This window comes from Microbacterium halimionae (assembly GCF_011761265.1).
GTDB lineage: Bacteria > Actinomycetota > Actinomycetes > Actinomycetales > Microbacteriaceae > Microbacterium > Microbacterium halimionae.
Map to the genome: position 1 here is coordinate 115367 of NZ_JAAOZB010000002.1, position 16025 is coordinate 131391.

Consider the following 16025-nt stretch of genomic DNA (forward strand, 5'->3'; position numbering starts at 1 on the left):
CTGCGCTAGCTATTACTCGGTTCCCACCCGAGCGCGGGTGCGACGTACTTCGCGAACGACTCGACCATACGCAGGTTGAATTCAACACCCAACTGGCTCGGGATCGTGAGCATGAGTGTGTCGGCAGTGCGGATCGCCGCATCGTCAAGCAACTGCTCGACGAGTACATCGGGGGCGGCCGCGTACGTCTTACCGAACGTCGAGCGCATGCCGTCGATGACTCCGACCTGGTCGCCGTCCTGGCGCCCGCCGAAGTACATGTTCTCTTCTGCCGTCGTGATGGGGAAGATGCTGCGGCTCACCGATGTCCGCGGGGTGCCCGGGTGACCGGCATCCTTCCATGCGGCGCGGAACGCGTCGATCTGCTGTGCCTGCAGCTCATCGAAAGGCAGACCCTTGTGCTCGGTGAGAAGCGTCGACGACATGAGGTTGACGCCCATGCGTCCAGCCCATTCGGCCGACTCGCTGTTGCCAGCGCCCCACCAGATGCGGTCACGAAGCCCGGGGGAGTGCGGCTCGATGCGCTGAAGGCCCGAGGCGCCGGTACTGAAGGGACTGTTGTTGTCGGGTTCGCCGATGCCTACGCCCTCGATTGCGCGCAAGAATTCTGCGAAATGTTCGCGCGCGATGTCGGCTCCGCGGGGGTCTTCTGACCCCGTGTAGCCAAACTTCTCGTAGCCGCGAACCACGGACTCGGGCGAACCACGGCTCACGCCGAGCGCGAGCCGACCGTCGCTGATGAGGTCAACGGCTGCTGCCTCTTCGGCGAAGTACAGGGGGTTCTCGTAGCGCATGTCGATGACGCCGGTACCCACCTCGATGTTCTTTGTGCGGGCAGCGATGGCGGCAAGAAGAGGCATAGGCGCGGCTTGCTGCCGGGCGAAGTGATGCACACGAAAATAAGCGCCGTTGACGCCGAGCTCATCCATTCCCTGCGCGAGGTCGATCGCCTGGTGTAGCGAGTCGCCGGCGGTGAGCTCACGGCCGCCACCGAGGGGGCCGTAGTGTCCGAAGGAGAGAGTTCCAAAGCGTTGCATGGTGACTGTAACGATAGGGCCCGGCGAAACATTCCAATGAATGAATCTCGGTGTTGCAGTGTCAAAGCGGCAGTGCAGGGGACTGGAACCAAGTCGCTCGTCGACCTAAGATTGCTGCTGCCCTGATATCGATAACAAGGTTGGTTATGCACCCCCAGGTTTCCGCCGGAACGCTCACTCCTCGCGCACGACTCACAAGCGATGCGCCGGAACAGCTGCTCGACGGAAAGTGGCGCTTTCGCCTGTCGAGTTCACTGCGGGGCGCGCCGGCCGGCGAGTGGCAAACGGCAAACAGTGCGCACTGGGCCGAAATCGACGTTCCCGGGCACTGGAACCTGCAGGGGTTCGAGTCTCCCGCATATTCGAACCACCAGATGCCTTTCCCGCTCGACCCGCCCTACCCGCCGGATGTCAACCAGATCGGCGACTACCGGGTTGATTTCGACACGGATGCTGCGCTCCAGCGCCAGCGCGTGGTTCTCCGTTTCGACGGCATCGAGTCGGCGGCGGAGATTTGGCTCAACGGTGATCTTCTCGGCACCACTCGAGGGAGCCGGCTCACGCAAGAGTTCGATGTGACGGCATCTCTTCGCGAGAGCGGAAACCAGCTGGCCGTGCGCGTGATGCAGTTCAGCGACGCGAGCTACATCGAGGACCAAGACATGTGGTGGCTCCCCGGTATCTTCCGCAGCGTCACTCTGCTCGCGCGCCCCGAGGGTGGCCTCGACGATGTATTCGTCATCGCCGACTACGACCCGGCGACCGGCGCAGGCATGCTCGACGTGCAGGTAGACGTCGACGCTCGACTGACGATTCCGGCGCTCAACGTCGATGCCGTCGCGAAGGGGCAGATCAAGGTCGGCCCCGTCGAACCTTGGTCGGCAGAAACTCCGACGCTGTATGACGCTGAGATCAGCACCTCGACCGAGAAAGTGCGGCTGCGCATCGGCTTCCGTCGTGTGCACACCGAGGGGGCACGGCTTTTCGTCAACGGTCGTCCGATCATGCTGCGCGGTGTCAACCGCCACGAGCACAATCCGGACAAGGGCCGTGTGTTCGAGCCTGAGCGGGTGCGCGCCGAGCTGTCGCTCATGAAGCGTCACAACATCAATGCCGTCCGCACTTCCCACTACCCGCCGCACCCCGAAGTGCTCGACCTGTTCGATGAGCTCGGCTTTTACATCATCGACGAGTGCGATCTCGAGTCGCACGGCTTCGAGCACTCCGAATGGCGTCGAAACCCCAGCAACGATGATGCGTGGCGTGAGGCATATCTTGACCGCATCCGTCGCACCGTCAACCGCGACAAGAACCACCCGAGCGTCATCATGTGGTCGCTCGGAAACGAGGCAGGAACAGGTGCCAACCTCGAGGCGATGTCTGCCTGGGTGAAGTCGTTCGATCCTTCTCGTCTCGTGCACTACGAAGGCGACTGGTCGAGCACGTACGTCGACGTGTACTCGCGGATGTACGCCTCGCACGAAGAGGTAGTCCAGATCGGGCGGGAGACCGAAGAGCCAGCTCCGATCGCCGCAACGGCGGCCGAAATGCATCGACGCACGCTCCCGTTCATTCAGTGCGAGTTCGGGCACGCGATGGGCAACGGCCCCGGTGGCGTTGCTGAGTACTGGGATTTGTTCGAGCAGCACCCGCGTCTTGCGGGCGGGTTCATCTGGGAATGGATCGAGCATGGCCTCGCCGTCGCGGGCGCTGACGGTGCTCGTCGTATCGCGTACGGTGGCGACTTCGGTGAAGTAGTGCACGACGGCAACTTCGTCATCGACGGTCTCGTTAGCGCTGATCTCGAGCCGCGGCCAGGGCTCATCGACTACGCCGCGATCATTGCGCCGGTGCGCATCGCCGTCGCGGCTGACCGCAGCCGCGTCGAGCTCGCGAACCGCTACGACATGGTCACGCTCGATCATCTGGAGCTTGTCTGGCGCCGCAAGGTCGATGGAGTCGAGGTAGCGAGCGGAGTCCTGGAAGCTTCGGGCATCGAGCCGCGCTCGCGCACGAGCATTCCGTTGGCCGAAGCCGCAAGCGACGTCGTAGAAACCAAGATCGCCGATGTGCTCACGATCGAGGCGCGCCTGCGGGATAGAACCTCATGGGCGCCCGCCGGTCACGTGGTTTCGGTAGGCGAAGATGTTCGCGCAGCATCCCAAGAGCTGCCAGAACCGGCAGATGTCGTCGCCACTACGTCGCGCGTCGGTGCCGCGTCGTTCAACGCAGTGGACGGCGCCCTTACAGCTCTCGGTGAGCTTCCGATCGCGGGCCCCTCCGTCGGAATCTGGCGCGCTCCAACCGACAATGATCGCTACCCCGGTTGGGATGAAGTGGACCTGCCACCATTCGCCGACCGCTGGCACGAAAGCGGAATCGATCGCACCGTGTCGCGGTTTATTTCAGCCGAGCCAGAATCGGCGAGCCTGACCGTGCGCACCCGAACCGGCACTCCCATTCGCGAAACCGGAATCGAGGGCACCTTCACCTGGACGGCCCTTTCGTCCACCGCAGTGCGCCTCGATGTCACGCTCGAGCCACGCGGTAATTGGACCGCAGATTGGGCTCGCCTCGGACTCGACTTCGTGATTCCATCACCGCCGCAGGGACTGGAATTCTTCGGTCTTGGCCCCGGGCAGTCGTATCCCGATTCGGCTTCCGGCGTATCGCACGACTGGTGGAGCGTTGAGCGTAAAGATCTCACGGTCGATCACGTGCGTCCGCAAGAGAGCGGTTCGCGCCGAGATGTGCGCGAAGCAACTGTGCAAACGGATGCTGGTGCGCTCACTGTGCGCACGCTGTCGCAACCGTTCGCGCTCACAATTTCGCCACATTCGCGTCAGACGCTCGCTGCGACAACGCACAACGCTGACCTCGTCGCTGACGGCAATACATACGTGTCGATCGATATCGCGCAGTCGGGGGTGGGAACCGCGACCTGTGGCCCAGGCATCCTGCAGCGCTATCGAGTCGCTCCGCAGCCTGGACGCATCTCGCTCATCCTCAGCGCCGCGCCCACCGGGAGCTAGATACCTAGATACCTGAGACGCCGAGTAGCGAGCCGATTCCGTAGGTTGCAAAAAGTGCCACGGCACCGCCGATCAGCACGCGAACGACTGACTTTGTGCGCGAACTCCCGCCGATGTAGGCAGCGACCCATCCGGTAATGGCAAGCGCGAGCAATACCGAGACGAATGTCACGGGCACACGCCAGCCAGCAGGCGGAAGAAGAATTGCCAGCAGAGGAAGAATCGCGCCGATCGTGAAAGCGAGAGCGGATGCCGCGGCTGCGGCCCACGGGCTCACGACATCACTCTCGTCGATGTTGAGTTCTGCCGCGAGGTGCGCTGCGACGGCATCGTGTGCTGTGAGTTCGACCGCGACTTGACGAGCGGTTTCGGGCGTGAGGCCTTTGGATTCGTAGATGGCCGTGAGCTCGTCAAGCTCTTCTTCTGGCATTTCACGCAGCTCCCGCTTCTCTTTTTCGATGAGTGCGCGCTCGCTGTCGCGAGCGCTGCTGACCGAGACGTACTCGCCAAGAGCCATTGATATTGCGCCACCGACGAGCCCTGCGATCCCGGCGATGAAAATCGGGGCGACACTGCTCGTCGCTCCGGCGACACCCACAACGATCGCGGCCGTCGATACGATTCCGTCGTTCGCACCGAGCACTCCGGCGCGCAGCCAGTTGAGGCGCTTCGCGAGGCCCTCTTGGTGAGGTTCGTGAGGGTGCCCGGCAGGGAAGGCCGCGGAGTTCGTCGTCATAGACAGAGCAAAGCACGGTGATGCGGCCCGCAGATAGATTTCTGAGAAATTTCTGTGCACTGGGACCAAAGTCCCTATTGCTGCGAGTCGATAAGGAGGATTGTTTATGTGGTCAGACCACATAGACAACTAGGGAATCCGGACAGAGAATCGGACCCTGATCAGCATTTAGGAGAACACCATGTCCACCACCGCGGCTCCCCGCGTCACCACGACCGCTGCTACGAGCAACGCCGCGGCCACCAAGGCCATCCCCGCCGAAAATGATGTCGTCACGACAGTTATTGCTCGTCGGGTTCTGGCTGTATCTCGCTACGCCATCGGCTTCATTTTCCTCTGGGCGTTTCTCGACAAGACCTTCGGGCTGGGCTTCTCTACTCCGGTAGAGCGAGCTTGGGTCAATGGCGGCACCCCCGCTCAGGGCTTCCTCAACAGCGAAGCAGTCACTGGCCCTTTGCAGCCCTTCTTTCAGGGCATCGCAAGTCCGCTGGTTGATGTGCTCTTCATGGCAGGAATGCTCGGTGTCGGACTCGCGGTCATGATCGGCATCGGACTTCGCATCTCTGCTGTTGCCGGCACCGCGATCATGATCATGATGTACCTCGCAGAATGGCCCTTCGCCATCCTGACCGGGTCCACCAACCCGATCGTTGACTACCACATCATCTACGCGTTGATGCTTGTTTTTGTCGCCGCAGCTTCTGCTGGTGACACCTGGGGGCTCGGCGCTCAGTGGAAGAAACTGCCGATCGTGCAGAAGAACCACTGGCTCGTCTGACCGCAGCCAGCCCCTACGGCCCGCAACCTCCTCCAGGTTGCGGGCCTTTTTCGTCGCTAGCGTTGGGTGTGCGAGCAAAATTTGATCCTGGGCGAACAGATCATGCGAGCAAAATGACAGTTTGTGCATTTATACCGATGAGCCTCTTGAGGCCGATGTGGAATGGGTCATGGCGCCGCCGCATTGTCGCGCGGCGCTGACCCCCGAAGACGAGGGTCTGCACACAAGAGGAGAACACAGTGAGTTCAACCACGGCTAAGAGGCCGATGTCGAACAAGAAGTTTCTCGCGATCTGGATCCCGGTTGTGGCAGTAGTGGCGATCATCGCCATCGGAGCCAACGTCGCGATCGGGATGTTCCGAGGAGCTATCGAGTCCTACATGGGCACCGGTACGTACGAGATCACGAACACCGCGGAGGGTTCAGATCTCGACACCGAGTACTACTCAGGCGACTACGCGACCGTTGACGAGGCAAAGGCCGCATCGACGAAGGTTGTCGAAGACATCGCAGATGAAGGCATGACGCTGCTGAAGAACACCGGCGCGCTGCCGTTGGCTGAGGGTAATGTCACTCTCCTCGGTCGCGGTGCAGCAGACCCCATCTACGGCGGTTCGGGTTCCGGCGGTGCTGACACGCGCACGGCAGTGGATATTCGCGCTGGCATCGAGAACGCCGGATTCACCGTCAACGACACGGTCTATAGCGAGCTTTCGGCCTTCGCCGAAGACAATGCTGCCGCAGACGGTGGCCGCACAAACATCGTCATGGACAAGCCAGACGAGTCCAACTACAACATCGGTGAAATGCCGGTTGCCGACTACACGCAGGACGCCATCGACAGCTTCGCTGACTACAACGAAGCGGCGATTGTTGTGATCGGCCGTGGCGGTGGCGAAGGTGGCGACCTCGCGACCAACATCGAAGAGTGGGACACGAACGCGGAGGCTGGACAGCACCAGCTCGAGTTGAACAAAGATGAAAAAGACCTCATCGCGCTCGCCGAAGGCAACTTCGATACCGTGATCGTCGTCATCAATGCATCGACATCGTTCGAACTCGGTGGACTGCAGGACGATCCCGAGATCAACGGAATCATCATGGCCGGTTCACCAGGTGTCTCGGGCTTCAACGCCCTCGGTCGCGTGCTCAGCGGCGCTGTGAATCCCTCCGGACACACGGTCGACATTTTCTCGCGTGATTTCACAGCGGACCCGACGTTCCAAAACTTTGGTGACTACGCCTACACGAACGTTGAGGACGGCTACTTTGTCGACTACAACGAGGGCATCTACTCGGGCTACCGTTACTACGAAACAGCTGCTGTTGAAGGTTTCATCGACTACGACCAGGCGGTCGTCTACCCGTTCGGGTACGGACTCAGCTACACCGACTTCAGCTGGGCTGTGAGCGACGAGCAGCTGGGCGACGTTGATGGCGACATTTCCGTCGATGTCGATGTCACGAACATTGGTGATGTGGCCGGTCGCGATGTCGTGCAGCTGTACTACACGGCGCCCTACACGCCTGGTGGCATCGAGAAGTCTTCGGTCGTTCTCGGTGACTTCGCAAAGACGAGCTTGCTTGAGCCCGGAGCGACGGAGACTGTCACACTGACAATCCCGGTGGAAGACATGGCGTCTTACGACATGTCGGGCACCGGCTCGTACGTTCTCGACGCAGGAACCTATGAACTCAAGGTTCAGACCGATTCGCACAACCTCGCCGACGGTATCGACCCGATTTCGTACACGGTTGATAGCACCGTCACGTACACGGACGGACGCCAGAGCGACGCCGCGCCCGCGACAAACCAGTTCGCCGACGTGACCGAGCCGTATGTCGATGGTTCGCTCACTGCGTTCTCGCGCGCCGACTTCGCAGGTACATTCCCGACGGCTCCGTCTGCTGAGAACTACGTGGCAAGTGATGCGACAGTCGCAGCATTCGCTCCGTATGACGCTGCTGCTGCCGCCGCCGAGAATGAAGACGCTGTGGCGCCAACATGGAACGCCGAGGGTGATGCTTCGCTCGTTAACATGCGCGGATTGAGTTGGGATGACCCGGCATGGGACGCTCTGCTCGATCAGCTGGACATCGACGAGACCGTGGCGCTTCTGACATCTGGTGCATACAACACGGCCGGACTTCCGGAAATCGGAAAGATTCGCACGAACGACATCGACGGTCCCGCCGGTTTTAGCTCGTTCATCAACCCGGACCTGTGGACCGGAACCGCGTTTCCCTCCGAGTACCTCATCGGTCAGTCCTGGAGCACTCAGCTCGCTTCAGACATGGGCGTCGCTATCGGAAACGAAGCGATGGCTATGGGCATCAACGGATGGTACGGCCCCGCAGTAAACCTGCACCGTTCCCCGTTCGCTGGGCGTAACTTCGAGTACTACTCCGAGGACCCGACGCTGTCGGGGCGCCTCGCGACGTATGCAATCGATGGCGCGCTCACCAAGGGCGTCTACTCGTTCACGAAACACTTCGCGATGAACGACCAGGAGACCAACCGAGTAAACGGCAACGGTCTTGCTACCTGGGCTACTGAGCAGACGATTCGCGAGCTCTACCTGACGCCTTTCGAGATGGTTGTCAAAGACGTGTCCGGAGAGCTTCCGTTCTACGACGAGAACGGTGAGCTGACGTCAACCGAAATTGGTTCGACGGCCGTCATGAGCTCGTTCAACCGCATCGGTGCAACCTGGGCTGGTGGCTCACCGGCTCTCATGCACAATGTGCTGCGGGAAGAGTGGGGATTCACCGGAATGGCGATCACCGACTTCAACCTGTACCCGTACATGTACCCCGATGAGGCGTGGGCGGCGCGTGGCACCGACCACATGCTCACCTTCGAAGGCATGAAGACGATTGAAGACACGGAGAGCGCGTTCGCCCAGGAGAACCTGCGGTACGCGATCCACAACGTGCTGTACACCGTCGCGAATTCAAATGCGGTCAACGGCATGGCACCGGGTGCGACTCTGACGTATCAGGCTGCGGCGTGGGAGGTCGGCGTGATCGCTGGCACCGTGCTGCTCGGCATCCTGATCGCCGGCGCCATCGTCTGGATCATCATCCGGGTTCGTCGTCACCGCGGTCTCGCATCCGTCGTGACTGAAGAGCCAGCCGCGAGCTGATCGCCCGGCTGAAACAACACTGATCGCGGGGCCGGGGGGAGACTCCCGGCCCCGCATAGAAAGACACACACCGTGAATAACATCTCTGACTCCTCCGAAGCTGTCGCGTCCCTCAGCTTGATCGAGAAAGCCGCACTCTTGAGCGGTGAGAATATCTGGCAGACGCGAGCGATTCCGCGGATCGGGCTGCCGTCGGTATGGATGTCGGATGGGCCCCACGGTGTGCGAAAGCAGGTCGGTTCAGCGGATCATCTCGGCCTCAACGACTCTGAGCCCGCGACCTGTTTTCCGACGGCCGCCGCTGTCGCCAACAGCTGGGACGAGGAGCTATCCGAAGAAATCGGTGCGGCCCTCGGACGTGAAGCTTCGGCACAGGGCGTGCATGTTTTGCTGGGGCCCGGCCTCAACATCAAGCGCAATCCACTCGGCGGACGCAGCTTTGAGTACTTCTCTGAGGACCCGGAGCTTGCGGGACGCCTAGCGGCAGCGTACGTCCGCGGCATCCAATCGGAGGGCGTTGCTGCCACTCCCAAACACTTCGCGGTGAACAGCCAAGAGCTTCGCCGTATGGTCAGCGATTCGGTCGTTGACGAGCGGACGCTCCGGGAGCTGTACCTGACAGCGTTCGAGATCGTCGTCACGGGCGCAAACCCGTGGGCAATCATGAGTTCTTACAACCTCGTCAATGGTGCGTACGCGCACGAAAACACTCACCTGCTTGACGAAGTTCTGCGCCAAGAGTGGGGCTTCGATGGCGCCGTCATTTCGGATTGGGGTGGCGGAAACGATGCCGTTCGCGCGGTTCACGCTGGTGGCACGATCGAGATGCCATCACCTGGCTTCGACTCGGCTCGCGCGATTGCGGATGCCGTGCGCTCGGGCACGCTCTCCGAAGCTGACCTCGACGCACGCGTGCGTGAGGTCATCGACCTCGTGCGGCGCGTGACAGCTCGCGAAGCACCCGCAACCTTCGACGCTGAGGCGCATCACGCGCTCGCTCGGCGCGCTGCAGCAGAGTCTGCTGTGCTGCTGAAGAACGAAAAAGCGCTCCTGCCCCTCGAAGCAGGCACACGCGTCGCGCTTATCGGCGATTTTGCGCAGACGCCGCGTTACCAGGGCGCTGGCTCATCGAACGTCAACGCGACTCGCGTGACGAATCTCCGCACTGCAATCGCGTCCACCGATCTCGTACTCACTGACTTTGCTCAGGGCTTCCGTCGCGATGGAAAGGCTGACCCCGCGCTCGTTCGTGAGGCGATTGCTGTCGCAACGAAAGCCGACGTCGTTGTGCTGTCGCTGGGACTGCCCGAAATCGCCGAGTCAGAAGGTATTGACCGCGACACTCTCGAGTTGCCTGACGATCAGGTGGCGCTTCTAGCGGCAGTCGCCGCGGCGAACCCTCGCACCGTTGTCGTGCTCAGCGCCGGTGGCGTGGTCGAAGTGCCATGGGCGCACCAGGCTCAAGCGCTCGTGCATGGCTATCTCGGTGGGCAGGGTGGCGCCGAAGGCATGCTCGATCTGCTCACTGGGGTCGTAAATCCGGGCGGAAGACTCGCGGAATCGTATCCACACAAGCTTTTGGATGCCCCGGCTGCAGGCTCCTTTCCGAGCGTTCTTCGCACCGCGGAGTACCGTGAGGGACTCTACGTGGGCTACCGCTACTACGAGTCGGTTGCGGCATCCGTCGCTTTCCCCTTCGGGTTCGGCCTCAGCTACACGACGTTCGCTTATGAGAACCTCACGATCGATGGCGGCTCTGCGTCTTTCACGGTTACTAACACCGGCGAGAGCGCAGGCAGCGACGTGGCTCAGCTGTACGTCGCTCGCGTGAGCGAGAGTCCGCTGTACCGTCCGCGGCGTGAGCTCAAGGGTTTTGCCAAAGTGAGACTCGAGCCGGGCCAGTCGCAGACGGTCACCATTGAGCTGGGCGAACGTGCCTTCCGTTTCTTCGACGAGAACACCTCGTCGTGGCAGACCGAGTCGGGGACGTACGAGATTGCCGTCGGATCGCACGTGCGAGACCTGTCGCTAAAAGCGCAGTTCGACGTCGCAGGCACGATCGAGTCCGCCGCGGTGGCAACGTCGGCTGAGGTCTATCAGAGCGCTGACATCGCGAACGTTTCGGATACCGACTTCTCGGCGCTACTTGGTCGTCCACTCCCGCGTGCTGCATGGGGCGACGGGCTACTCGGCTTCAACGATCCGATCGATCGTATTCGGGTGGCGCGCAGCGCTCTCGCGCGCTTCGGATTCCGGATTATCGATGGACGTCGCCGCAAGGCCGAAGAATCTGGCGAGCCAGACCTCAATATTCTCTTCATCTTCAACGCGCCATTCCGTGTGCTGTCGAAAATGAGCGGCGGTCGCGCAACGCGGCAGTTGACGGACGGCGTTTTGACACTCGTGAACGGCCACATGTTCCGCGGTATTGGCCGCGTTGTGGCTGCCTATTTCACGGGCCGCCGCGCCGAAAAGCGTTCGCGCGACCAGTTCCACGCGGCTGCGGCAACTCTCACCCACACTTCACACAGGAGCTCGTGATGTTTACCAAGATCAAGAACTGGTGGGTCGACTTCGCCACTCGCCGCCCGGAAATTTCACGATTCCTCGTGTTTTTCGTGTTGTCGAACGGTGTGACGGCGCTGCAGCTCGCCATGCTGCCGATCTTTCGGTGGCTCTTCGATTCGTTTACAAATCTCGTCAACGTCGACTTTCAGACGTTGCCGGTCGGTACGAATTTCGATGGCAGCCAGTACTACATCTTCGACTACGCGGCTGGTGCTCTGCCACAGGGTGGCGGCGGGCTCGCATATTTTCTCGCGGTGCAGATCACGCTGTTGATCGCGCAGGTAATCAACTTCTTCCTGCAGCGAAACATCACCTTCAAATCCAACACCTCAGCGTGGATCGCGGCCGGTTGGTACGCGCTCGCGTACGTCGCCATTACGTTCATCGCTGCCGCTGCGCAGGGTTTCTACAAGGCGCCCATCTACGATCTACTCATGAACACCTGGGGCTGGGGATCGACGGGTGAGGTAGTCGCTGACCTCATCACCGGCGTTATCAATGCGGCGATCTCGTTCTGGGTCTTCTACCCGATCTTCCGAGTGATCTTCCGGCAGAAGAAGACCGAGTCGGAAGTTGGATCGGTGAGCGAATCGGCATGACCACAGGCGCCGCCCTGCCGCTGCTGACGATTGTCGTTCCGTCGTTCAACGCCGCCGGATATCTCCACCGTGCTGTTGATTCCCTCGTGGGTATCGACGATATCGATGTGGTGATCGTCGACGACGGTTCGACTGACGCGACAGGTGTGATCGCCGACAACTTCGCGGCACTGCACCCCGACACGATCCGGGTGGTTCATCAGAAGAATGGTGGCCATGGGGCCGCAATCGAGACTGGAATCGCGCACGCGCGGGGTCGATACCTCAAGGTGCTCGACGCCGACGACTGGCTCGATCGGGCGGCTCTGGTACGGGTGCTCGATACTCTTCGCGGGCGTGATGCGGTCGGTGGTGTTGACGCGCTGTTCACCGATTTCGTGCACGATCGGGTGGGCAAACAGAACCGGGCCTCGCGGTTCGACTCCGTCTTTCCAGAACGCCAAGTGTTCGGCTGGGATGATGTGGAGCGCTTCAGTAAACGGCAGTACCTGATGATGCACGCCATCATCTATCGCACAGCTTTGCTTCGCGAAAGCGGATTGCAGCTGCCGCACCACACGTTCTACGTCGACAATCTTTACGTCATCGTGCCGCTTGCCCGTGTGCGGACGATGTACTACTTGCCGGTGAGTCTCTACCACTACTTCATCGGGCGCGTCGGGCAGTCGGTCGACGCCAACGTGATGCTCGCCCGCGTCGATCAGCAGCTGCTCGTGAACCGCCTGGCCCTGCACGCACTGCCGTCGCCGACACAGGTTTCGAGCGGCGAAGTACCGCTCGCGCTGTACACGGCCCTGCTCCACTACGTCGAAGCGCTGTGCGCTGTTACCTCCGCGACTCTGGCCCGCGGCGGAACGCCAGAGCACCTGCGTAAACGCCAGGATTTCTGGGCTGACATCAAGCGCGAGAACCCATGGGTGTACACACGGATGCGGCGAAGCTTTATGGGCACCAGTAGCAACCTTCCGGGGCAAGCCGGTCGCCGCGTCACCCTGCTCGCGTACCACGTGGCGCGAAGGGTGGTTGGATTTAGCTAGGTTGCATACTTCTCGAGAGAGGGGTTGCACGCACCGTAAGGGAGGAGGAGAGCAGTGATTCGAGTCGGAGTAGTCGAGGACGACCCCGCGAGCATTGATCGACTGCTTTCTCACCTTGATCGGTTCCAACGCGAGCAGAGCGAAGCGTTCCATGTGGGCGCGTTTCACGATGGCGCCGACATCCTTGAGGACTATCGACCCGACTGGGACATTCTCTTTCTCGACATTCAGATGGAGCGCGTCGACGGCATGACCGCGGCGCGGCGCATCCGCGAAGTCGATAGCGAAGTGATCATCGTGTTCGTCACGAGTTCGCCGCAGTACGCGGTTGCCGGCTATGAGGTGGATGCCCTGAGCTACCTCATGAAGCCGGTGGCATATGCCGCGTTCGCGCAAGAACTGACGCGAAGTCTCGTGCGGCTGCGGCGGCGAGAACGACGGCATCTTCTGTTTGCTGCCGTTGATGGCGACCGTCACCGCGTGGATATTGCCGACATCCTCTACATCGAGAGTGTTAAGCACCACGTCATGATTCACACCCTCGACGCCGATCACGCGGTCGTGACGACCCTGAAGGCGATGGAAGCGGAACTCGTTGACGACGGTTTCTTCCGTTGCAATAGTGGTTATCTCGTCAATCTTCGTCACGTCACAGGCGTCGAAGGCAGCGACTGCCGCGTGCGCGGCGGAGTGCGCCTGCAGATCAGCAGGCCGCGGAAGAAAGAGTTTCTTGCTGTTCTTTCGGCGTATATCAGCGCACGAGGAATCACGACGTGAACGCCATTGAAGTAGCAACTGCCGCGACCGCGGACATCCCGCGTGTTTTCACCGCGTGTGCCGAGTGGGGCGCGTGCATGGTGTTCGTACTGCTCGTCAACCGACGGATGCGGTGGCTCGGAACCGCGGTTGTCGCCGTTGTTGCGTTGCTTGCGCTCGTTGGAGTTCAGATGTGGGCCGGAACGCTGCCCTTGTCTCTCTGGATATTCGGCATGCTCGCGGCAGCCCTCACGATGTTCGTCATCGTGCTCATCAGCCTCAAGGTCACGGCGACGACGGCGGGCTACGTGGCGGCGCGCGCATTCGTTCTCGCTGAGTTGACGGCATCCGTGCATTGGCAACTGGAGCGGTTCTATCTCGCCGCAGCGCCACAGCTCGTGCGGACGACTGTGCTGGTCGTTGTGTACGGGTCGGTTTTTGCCATTGCGTGGTGGGCGGAGCGGCGCCACCTGCCGCGGGGAGTCGAGTTCGAGGTCGGGGTGGGCGAGCTGGTGAGCGCATTGGCGATCGCGGCAGTGACCTTCGGCATCTCAAACCTCAGTTTCATCAATGCCAACACACCCTTCAGCGGTCGGCTCGGTACGGAAGTGTTCTACATTCGGACGCTTGTCGACCTGTGCGGATATATCGCTCTGTACGGGCAGCACGAAGTGAGACGTAGCCTGCAAGCACGGCGTGAAGCCGACGCGATGGCACGGTTGCTGACAAGCCAGCACGACCAGTACGAGATGTCTCGTCGCGCGATCGATGAAGTGAATCGCAAGTACCACGACATGAAGCATCACCTTGATGCGATTCGAGCGGAGCAAGATCCGCAATCACGGATGTTGATACTCAATGAGCTGGAACTGTCGATTCAGGACTACGGGGCGAGCATCCGGACGGGTAACTTGGTGCTCGACGCTGTCTTGATGGGCAAGCAGCTTTACGCGCGTGAAAACGGCATCGAGATGACATCGGTGGCTGACGGGCGGCTTCTGAACGAACTGAGCCCGCTCGATCTGACGGCCATTGTCGGCAACGCGCTCGACAATGCGTTCGAAGCAACGTTGCGTGTGGCTGACGCCGAGGAGCGCCTCGTGAAGTTTTCGCTCTTTGCGCGCAACGACTTTGTGATGATCAGCGTGGAGAACACGTTCGATGGGGTGGTTTCTCGCCGCGATGGTCGAATCGTGACGCGCAAGGCGGGCGATGAGCACGGCTATGGGCTTCGGAACATTGAAGCCGCAGCTGAACGGTACGGCGGATCGATGTCGCTGAGCTCGACCGACCAGTGGTTTTCACTGCGGATCCTTTTGCCGCGTGCCAAAGTGCTATGAGGTTGCTGAGAGAGCCGCTTTCTTAGCGCTCTTTGAGAGAGCGCACTCGACTATGTGGGTATGACCACTCTCGCAGCGCGGACGACAGCTCCCGCTTCCTCGGCCCCCGCACCTCGCCCGCGCACGCGTTCGCACAAGAAGGCGTGGAACATCGGAGCGAGCTTTCCGAGGCGGATGCCGACCCACGGGTTGCTGAAGTTGCGCGAGCGTGCCGGGCGGCCGAAGCCGAGACGAATGGTCTGTTTTCTGCGTACTGGCTGGGCTGTCGAGCGCGCAGCCCGCACGCACCTTCGGTCGTTGCCGACAGTCTGACCCGCGCTGATGTGTGGGCAACGGCTGCGGTGGTTGCGGGCGTCGATGATCGCTCCTGGGTGTCGAAGGCTGGAACACAGACCGGGATGCTGGTTGCCGATGATGGCCGTGTGGCCCGCTGGCTGGGCAGCACAGTCATCGAGACGGTGGCGGCATAGCGAGAGGCTGTAGCGAAAGCGCGACGCAAGTCTTCGGGATAAAATACCCGGTGTGGATGACTTTCTGGCTGCCCCTCCCTCGGAGCTGCAAGCGATGGTTTCGCTGCGTGCAGCTGTGGGTCGCGACATCGAGTGGCTCGTTGAAATCCGCGCTGACGTGCTTCGGACAGACCTTGAGCGCCTGGGGCGATACGACTCGGTTCGGGTGCGTCAACGCATGCGTGATGCTTTCAAACCTGCGAGCGCGCGCGTGATTGTTGTTGACGGCAGCGACGTTGGTTCGATCACCGTGCGGGTTGAAGATGACGCCCGCTGGATCGAGCACTTCTACATCTCTGCGGCGCTGCAAGGGCGCGGAGTGGGGAGCCACGTGCTCGAAACAGTGCTTGCCGAAGAAGACAGTTCGCGGCCTTTTCGCCTCAATGTCTTGCAGGGAAGCGCGGCCCGACGGCTTTACGAAAGGTATGGATTCGTGGTTGATAGCGAAGACGCTGTCGACGTCTTCATGTCGTTGCCACCGGCGTAA

General features: G+C 61.2%; 12 protein-coding genes. 10 read left to right on the forward strand and 2 right to left on the reverse strand.

Annotated elements, in window-relative coordinates; translation table 11 throughout:
• Positions 1–5: 5 nt before the first annotated feature.
• Positions 6–1037 (reverse strand): LLM class flavin-dependent oxidoreductase, encoded by a 1032-nt coding sequence (locus FHS06_RS08295; protein ID WP_167048331.1) that lies wholly within the window; start codon positions 1035–1037, stop codon positions 6–8.
• Positions 1038–1183: 146 nt separating this feature from the next.
• Between FHS06_RS08295 and FHS06_RS08300 the strand changes: the two genes are divergently transcribed.
• The gene (locus FHS06_RS08300) at positions 1184–4069 is read left to right on the forward strand and encodes a glycoside hydrolase family 2 TIM barrel-domain containing protein (protein ID WP_167048333.1); all 2886 of its coding nucleotides are present in this window, start codon (positions 1184–1186) and stop codon (positions 4067–4069) included.
• 4 nt (positions 4070–4073) lie between these two features.
• On the opposite strand, the gene FHS06_RS08305 is transcribed toward FHS06_RS08300, so the two are convergent.
• The gene (locus tag FHS06_RS08305) at positions 4074–4805 is read right to left on the reverse strand and encodes a VIT1/CCC1 transporter family protein (protein WP_167048335.1); all 732 of its coding nucleotides are present in this window, start codon (positions 4803–4805) and stop codon (positions 4074–4076) included.
• A 181-nt stretch (positions 4806–4986) separates the two neighbouring features.
• On the opposite strand from FHS06_RS08305, the gene FHS06_RS08310 reads away from it, so the two are divergent.
• From FHS06_RS08310 to FHS06_RS08350, 9 genes are all read left to right on the forward strand, one after another.
• Positions 4987–5583, forward strand: coding sequence for a DoxX family protein (locus FHS06_RS08310; RefSeq protein ID WP_208388129.1), 597 nt, complete (start codon positions 4987–4989; stop codon positions 5581–5583).
• 239 nt (positions 5584–5822) lie between these two features.
• Positions 5823–8729 carry a glycoside hydrolase family 3 N-terminal domain-containing protein gene (locus FHS06_RS08315; protein WP_310734783.1) on the forward strand — a complete coding sequence of 969 codons (2907 nt, stop codon included), beginning with the start codon at positions 5823–5825 and terminating at the stop codon, positions 8727–8729.
• Between the two features lie 72 nt (positions 8730–8801).
• A complete protein-coding gene (locus FHS06_RS08320) occupies positions 8802–11270 on the forward strand; it encodes a glycoside hydrolase family 3 C-terminal domain-containing protein (protein ID WP_167048337.1) in 2469 nt (822 codons plus the stop codon).
• Positions 11270–11896: a hypothetical protein gene (locus FHS06_RS08325; RefSeq protein WP_167048339.1), complete on the forward strand. Its 627-nt coding sequence runs from the start codon at positions 11270–11272 to the stop codon at positions 11894–11896. Before FHS06_RS08320 ends, FHS06_RS08325 begins: the two co-directional genes overlap by 1 nt.
• The gene (locus FHS06_RS08330) at positions 11893–12933 is read left to right on the forward strand and encodes a glycosyltransferase family 2 protein (protein ID WP_167048341.1); all 1041 of its coding nucleotides are present in this window, start codon (positions 11893–11895) and stop codon (positions 12931–12933) included. Before FHS06_RS08325 ends, FHS06_RS08330 begins: the two co-directional genes overlap by 4 nt.
• 54 nt (positions 12934–12987) lie before the next feature.
• Entirely contained in the window at positions 12988–13710 is a 723-nt protein-coding gene (locus FHS06_RS14340) for a LytR/AlgR family response regulator transcription factor (protein WP_167048343.1), read from the forward strand.
• Positions 13707–15029: a sensor histidine kinase gene (locus FHS06_RS14345; protein ID WP_167048345.1), complete on the forward strand. Its 1323-nt coding sequence runs from the start codon at positions 13707–13709 to the stop codon at positions 15027–15029. The genes FHS06_RS14340 and FHS06_RS14345 overlap by 4 nt, the downstream gene beginning before the upstream one ends.
• Positions 15030–15172: 143 nt before the next feature.
• Positions 15173–15499, forward strand: a complete 327-nt coding sequence (locus tag FHS06_RS08345) for a hypothetical protein (protein WP_167048347.1) — start codon at positions 15173–15175, stop codon at positions 15497–15499.
• A 52-nt stretch (positions 15500–15551) separates the two neighbouring features.
• Positions 15552–16025, forward strand: a complete 474-nt coding sequence (locus FHS06_RS08350) for a GNAT family N-acetyltransferase (protein WP_310734784.1) — start codon at positions 15552–15554, stop codon at positions 16023–16025.

Excerpts from the sequence above, each read along its gene's own strand:
- FHS06_RS08295 (WP_167048331.1), bottom strand. The coding sequence starts at position 1,037 with ATGCAACGCTTTGGAACTCTCTCCTTCGGACACTACGGCCCCCTCGGT.
- FHS06_RS08300 (WP_167048333.1), top strand. The coding sequence starts at position 1,184 with ATGCACCCCCAGGTTTCCGCCGGAACGCTCACTCCTCGCGCACGACTC.
- FHS06_RS08305 (WP_167048335.1), bottom strand. The coding sequence starts at position 4,805 with ATGACGACGAACTCCGCGGCCTTCCCTGCCGGGCACCCTCACGAACCT.
- FHS06_RS08310 (WP_208388129.1), top strand. The coding sequence starts at position 4,987 with ATGTCCACCACCGCGGCTCCCCGCGTCACCACGACCGCTGCTACGAGC.
- FHS06_RS08325 (WP_167048339.1), top strand. The coding sequence starts at position 11,270 with ATGTTTACCAAGATCAAGAACTGGTGGGTCGACTTCGCCACTCGCCGC.
- FHS06_RS08330 (WP_167048341.1), top strand. The coding sequence starts at position 11,893 with ATGACCACAGGCGCCGCCCTGCCGCTGCTGACGATTGTCGTTCCGTCG.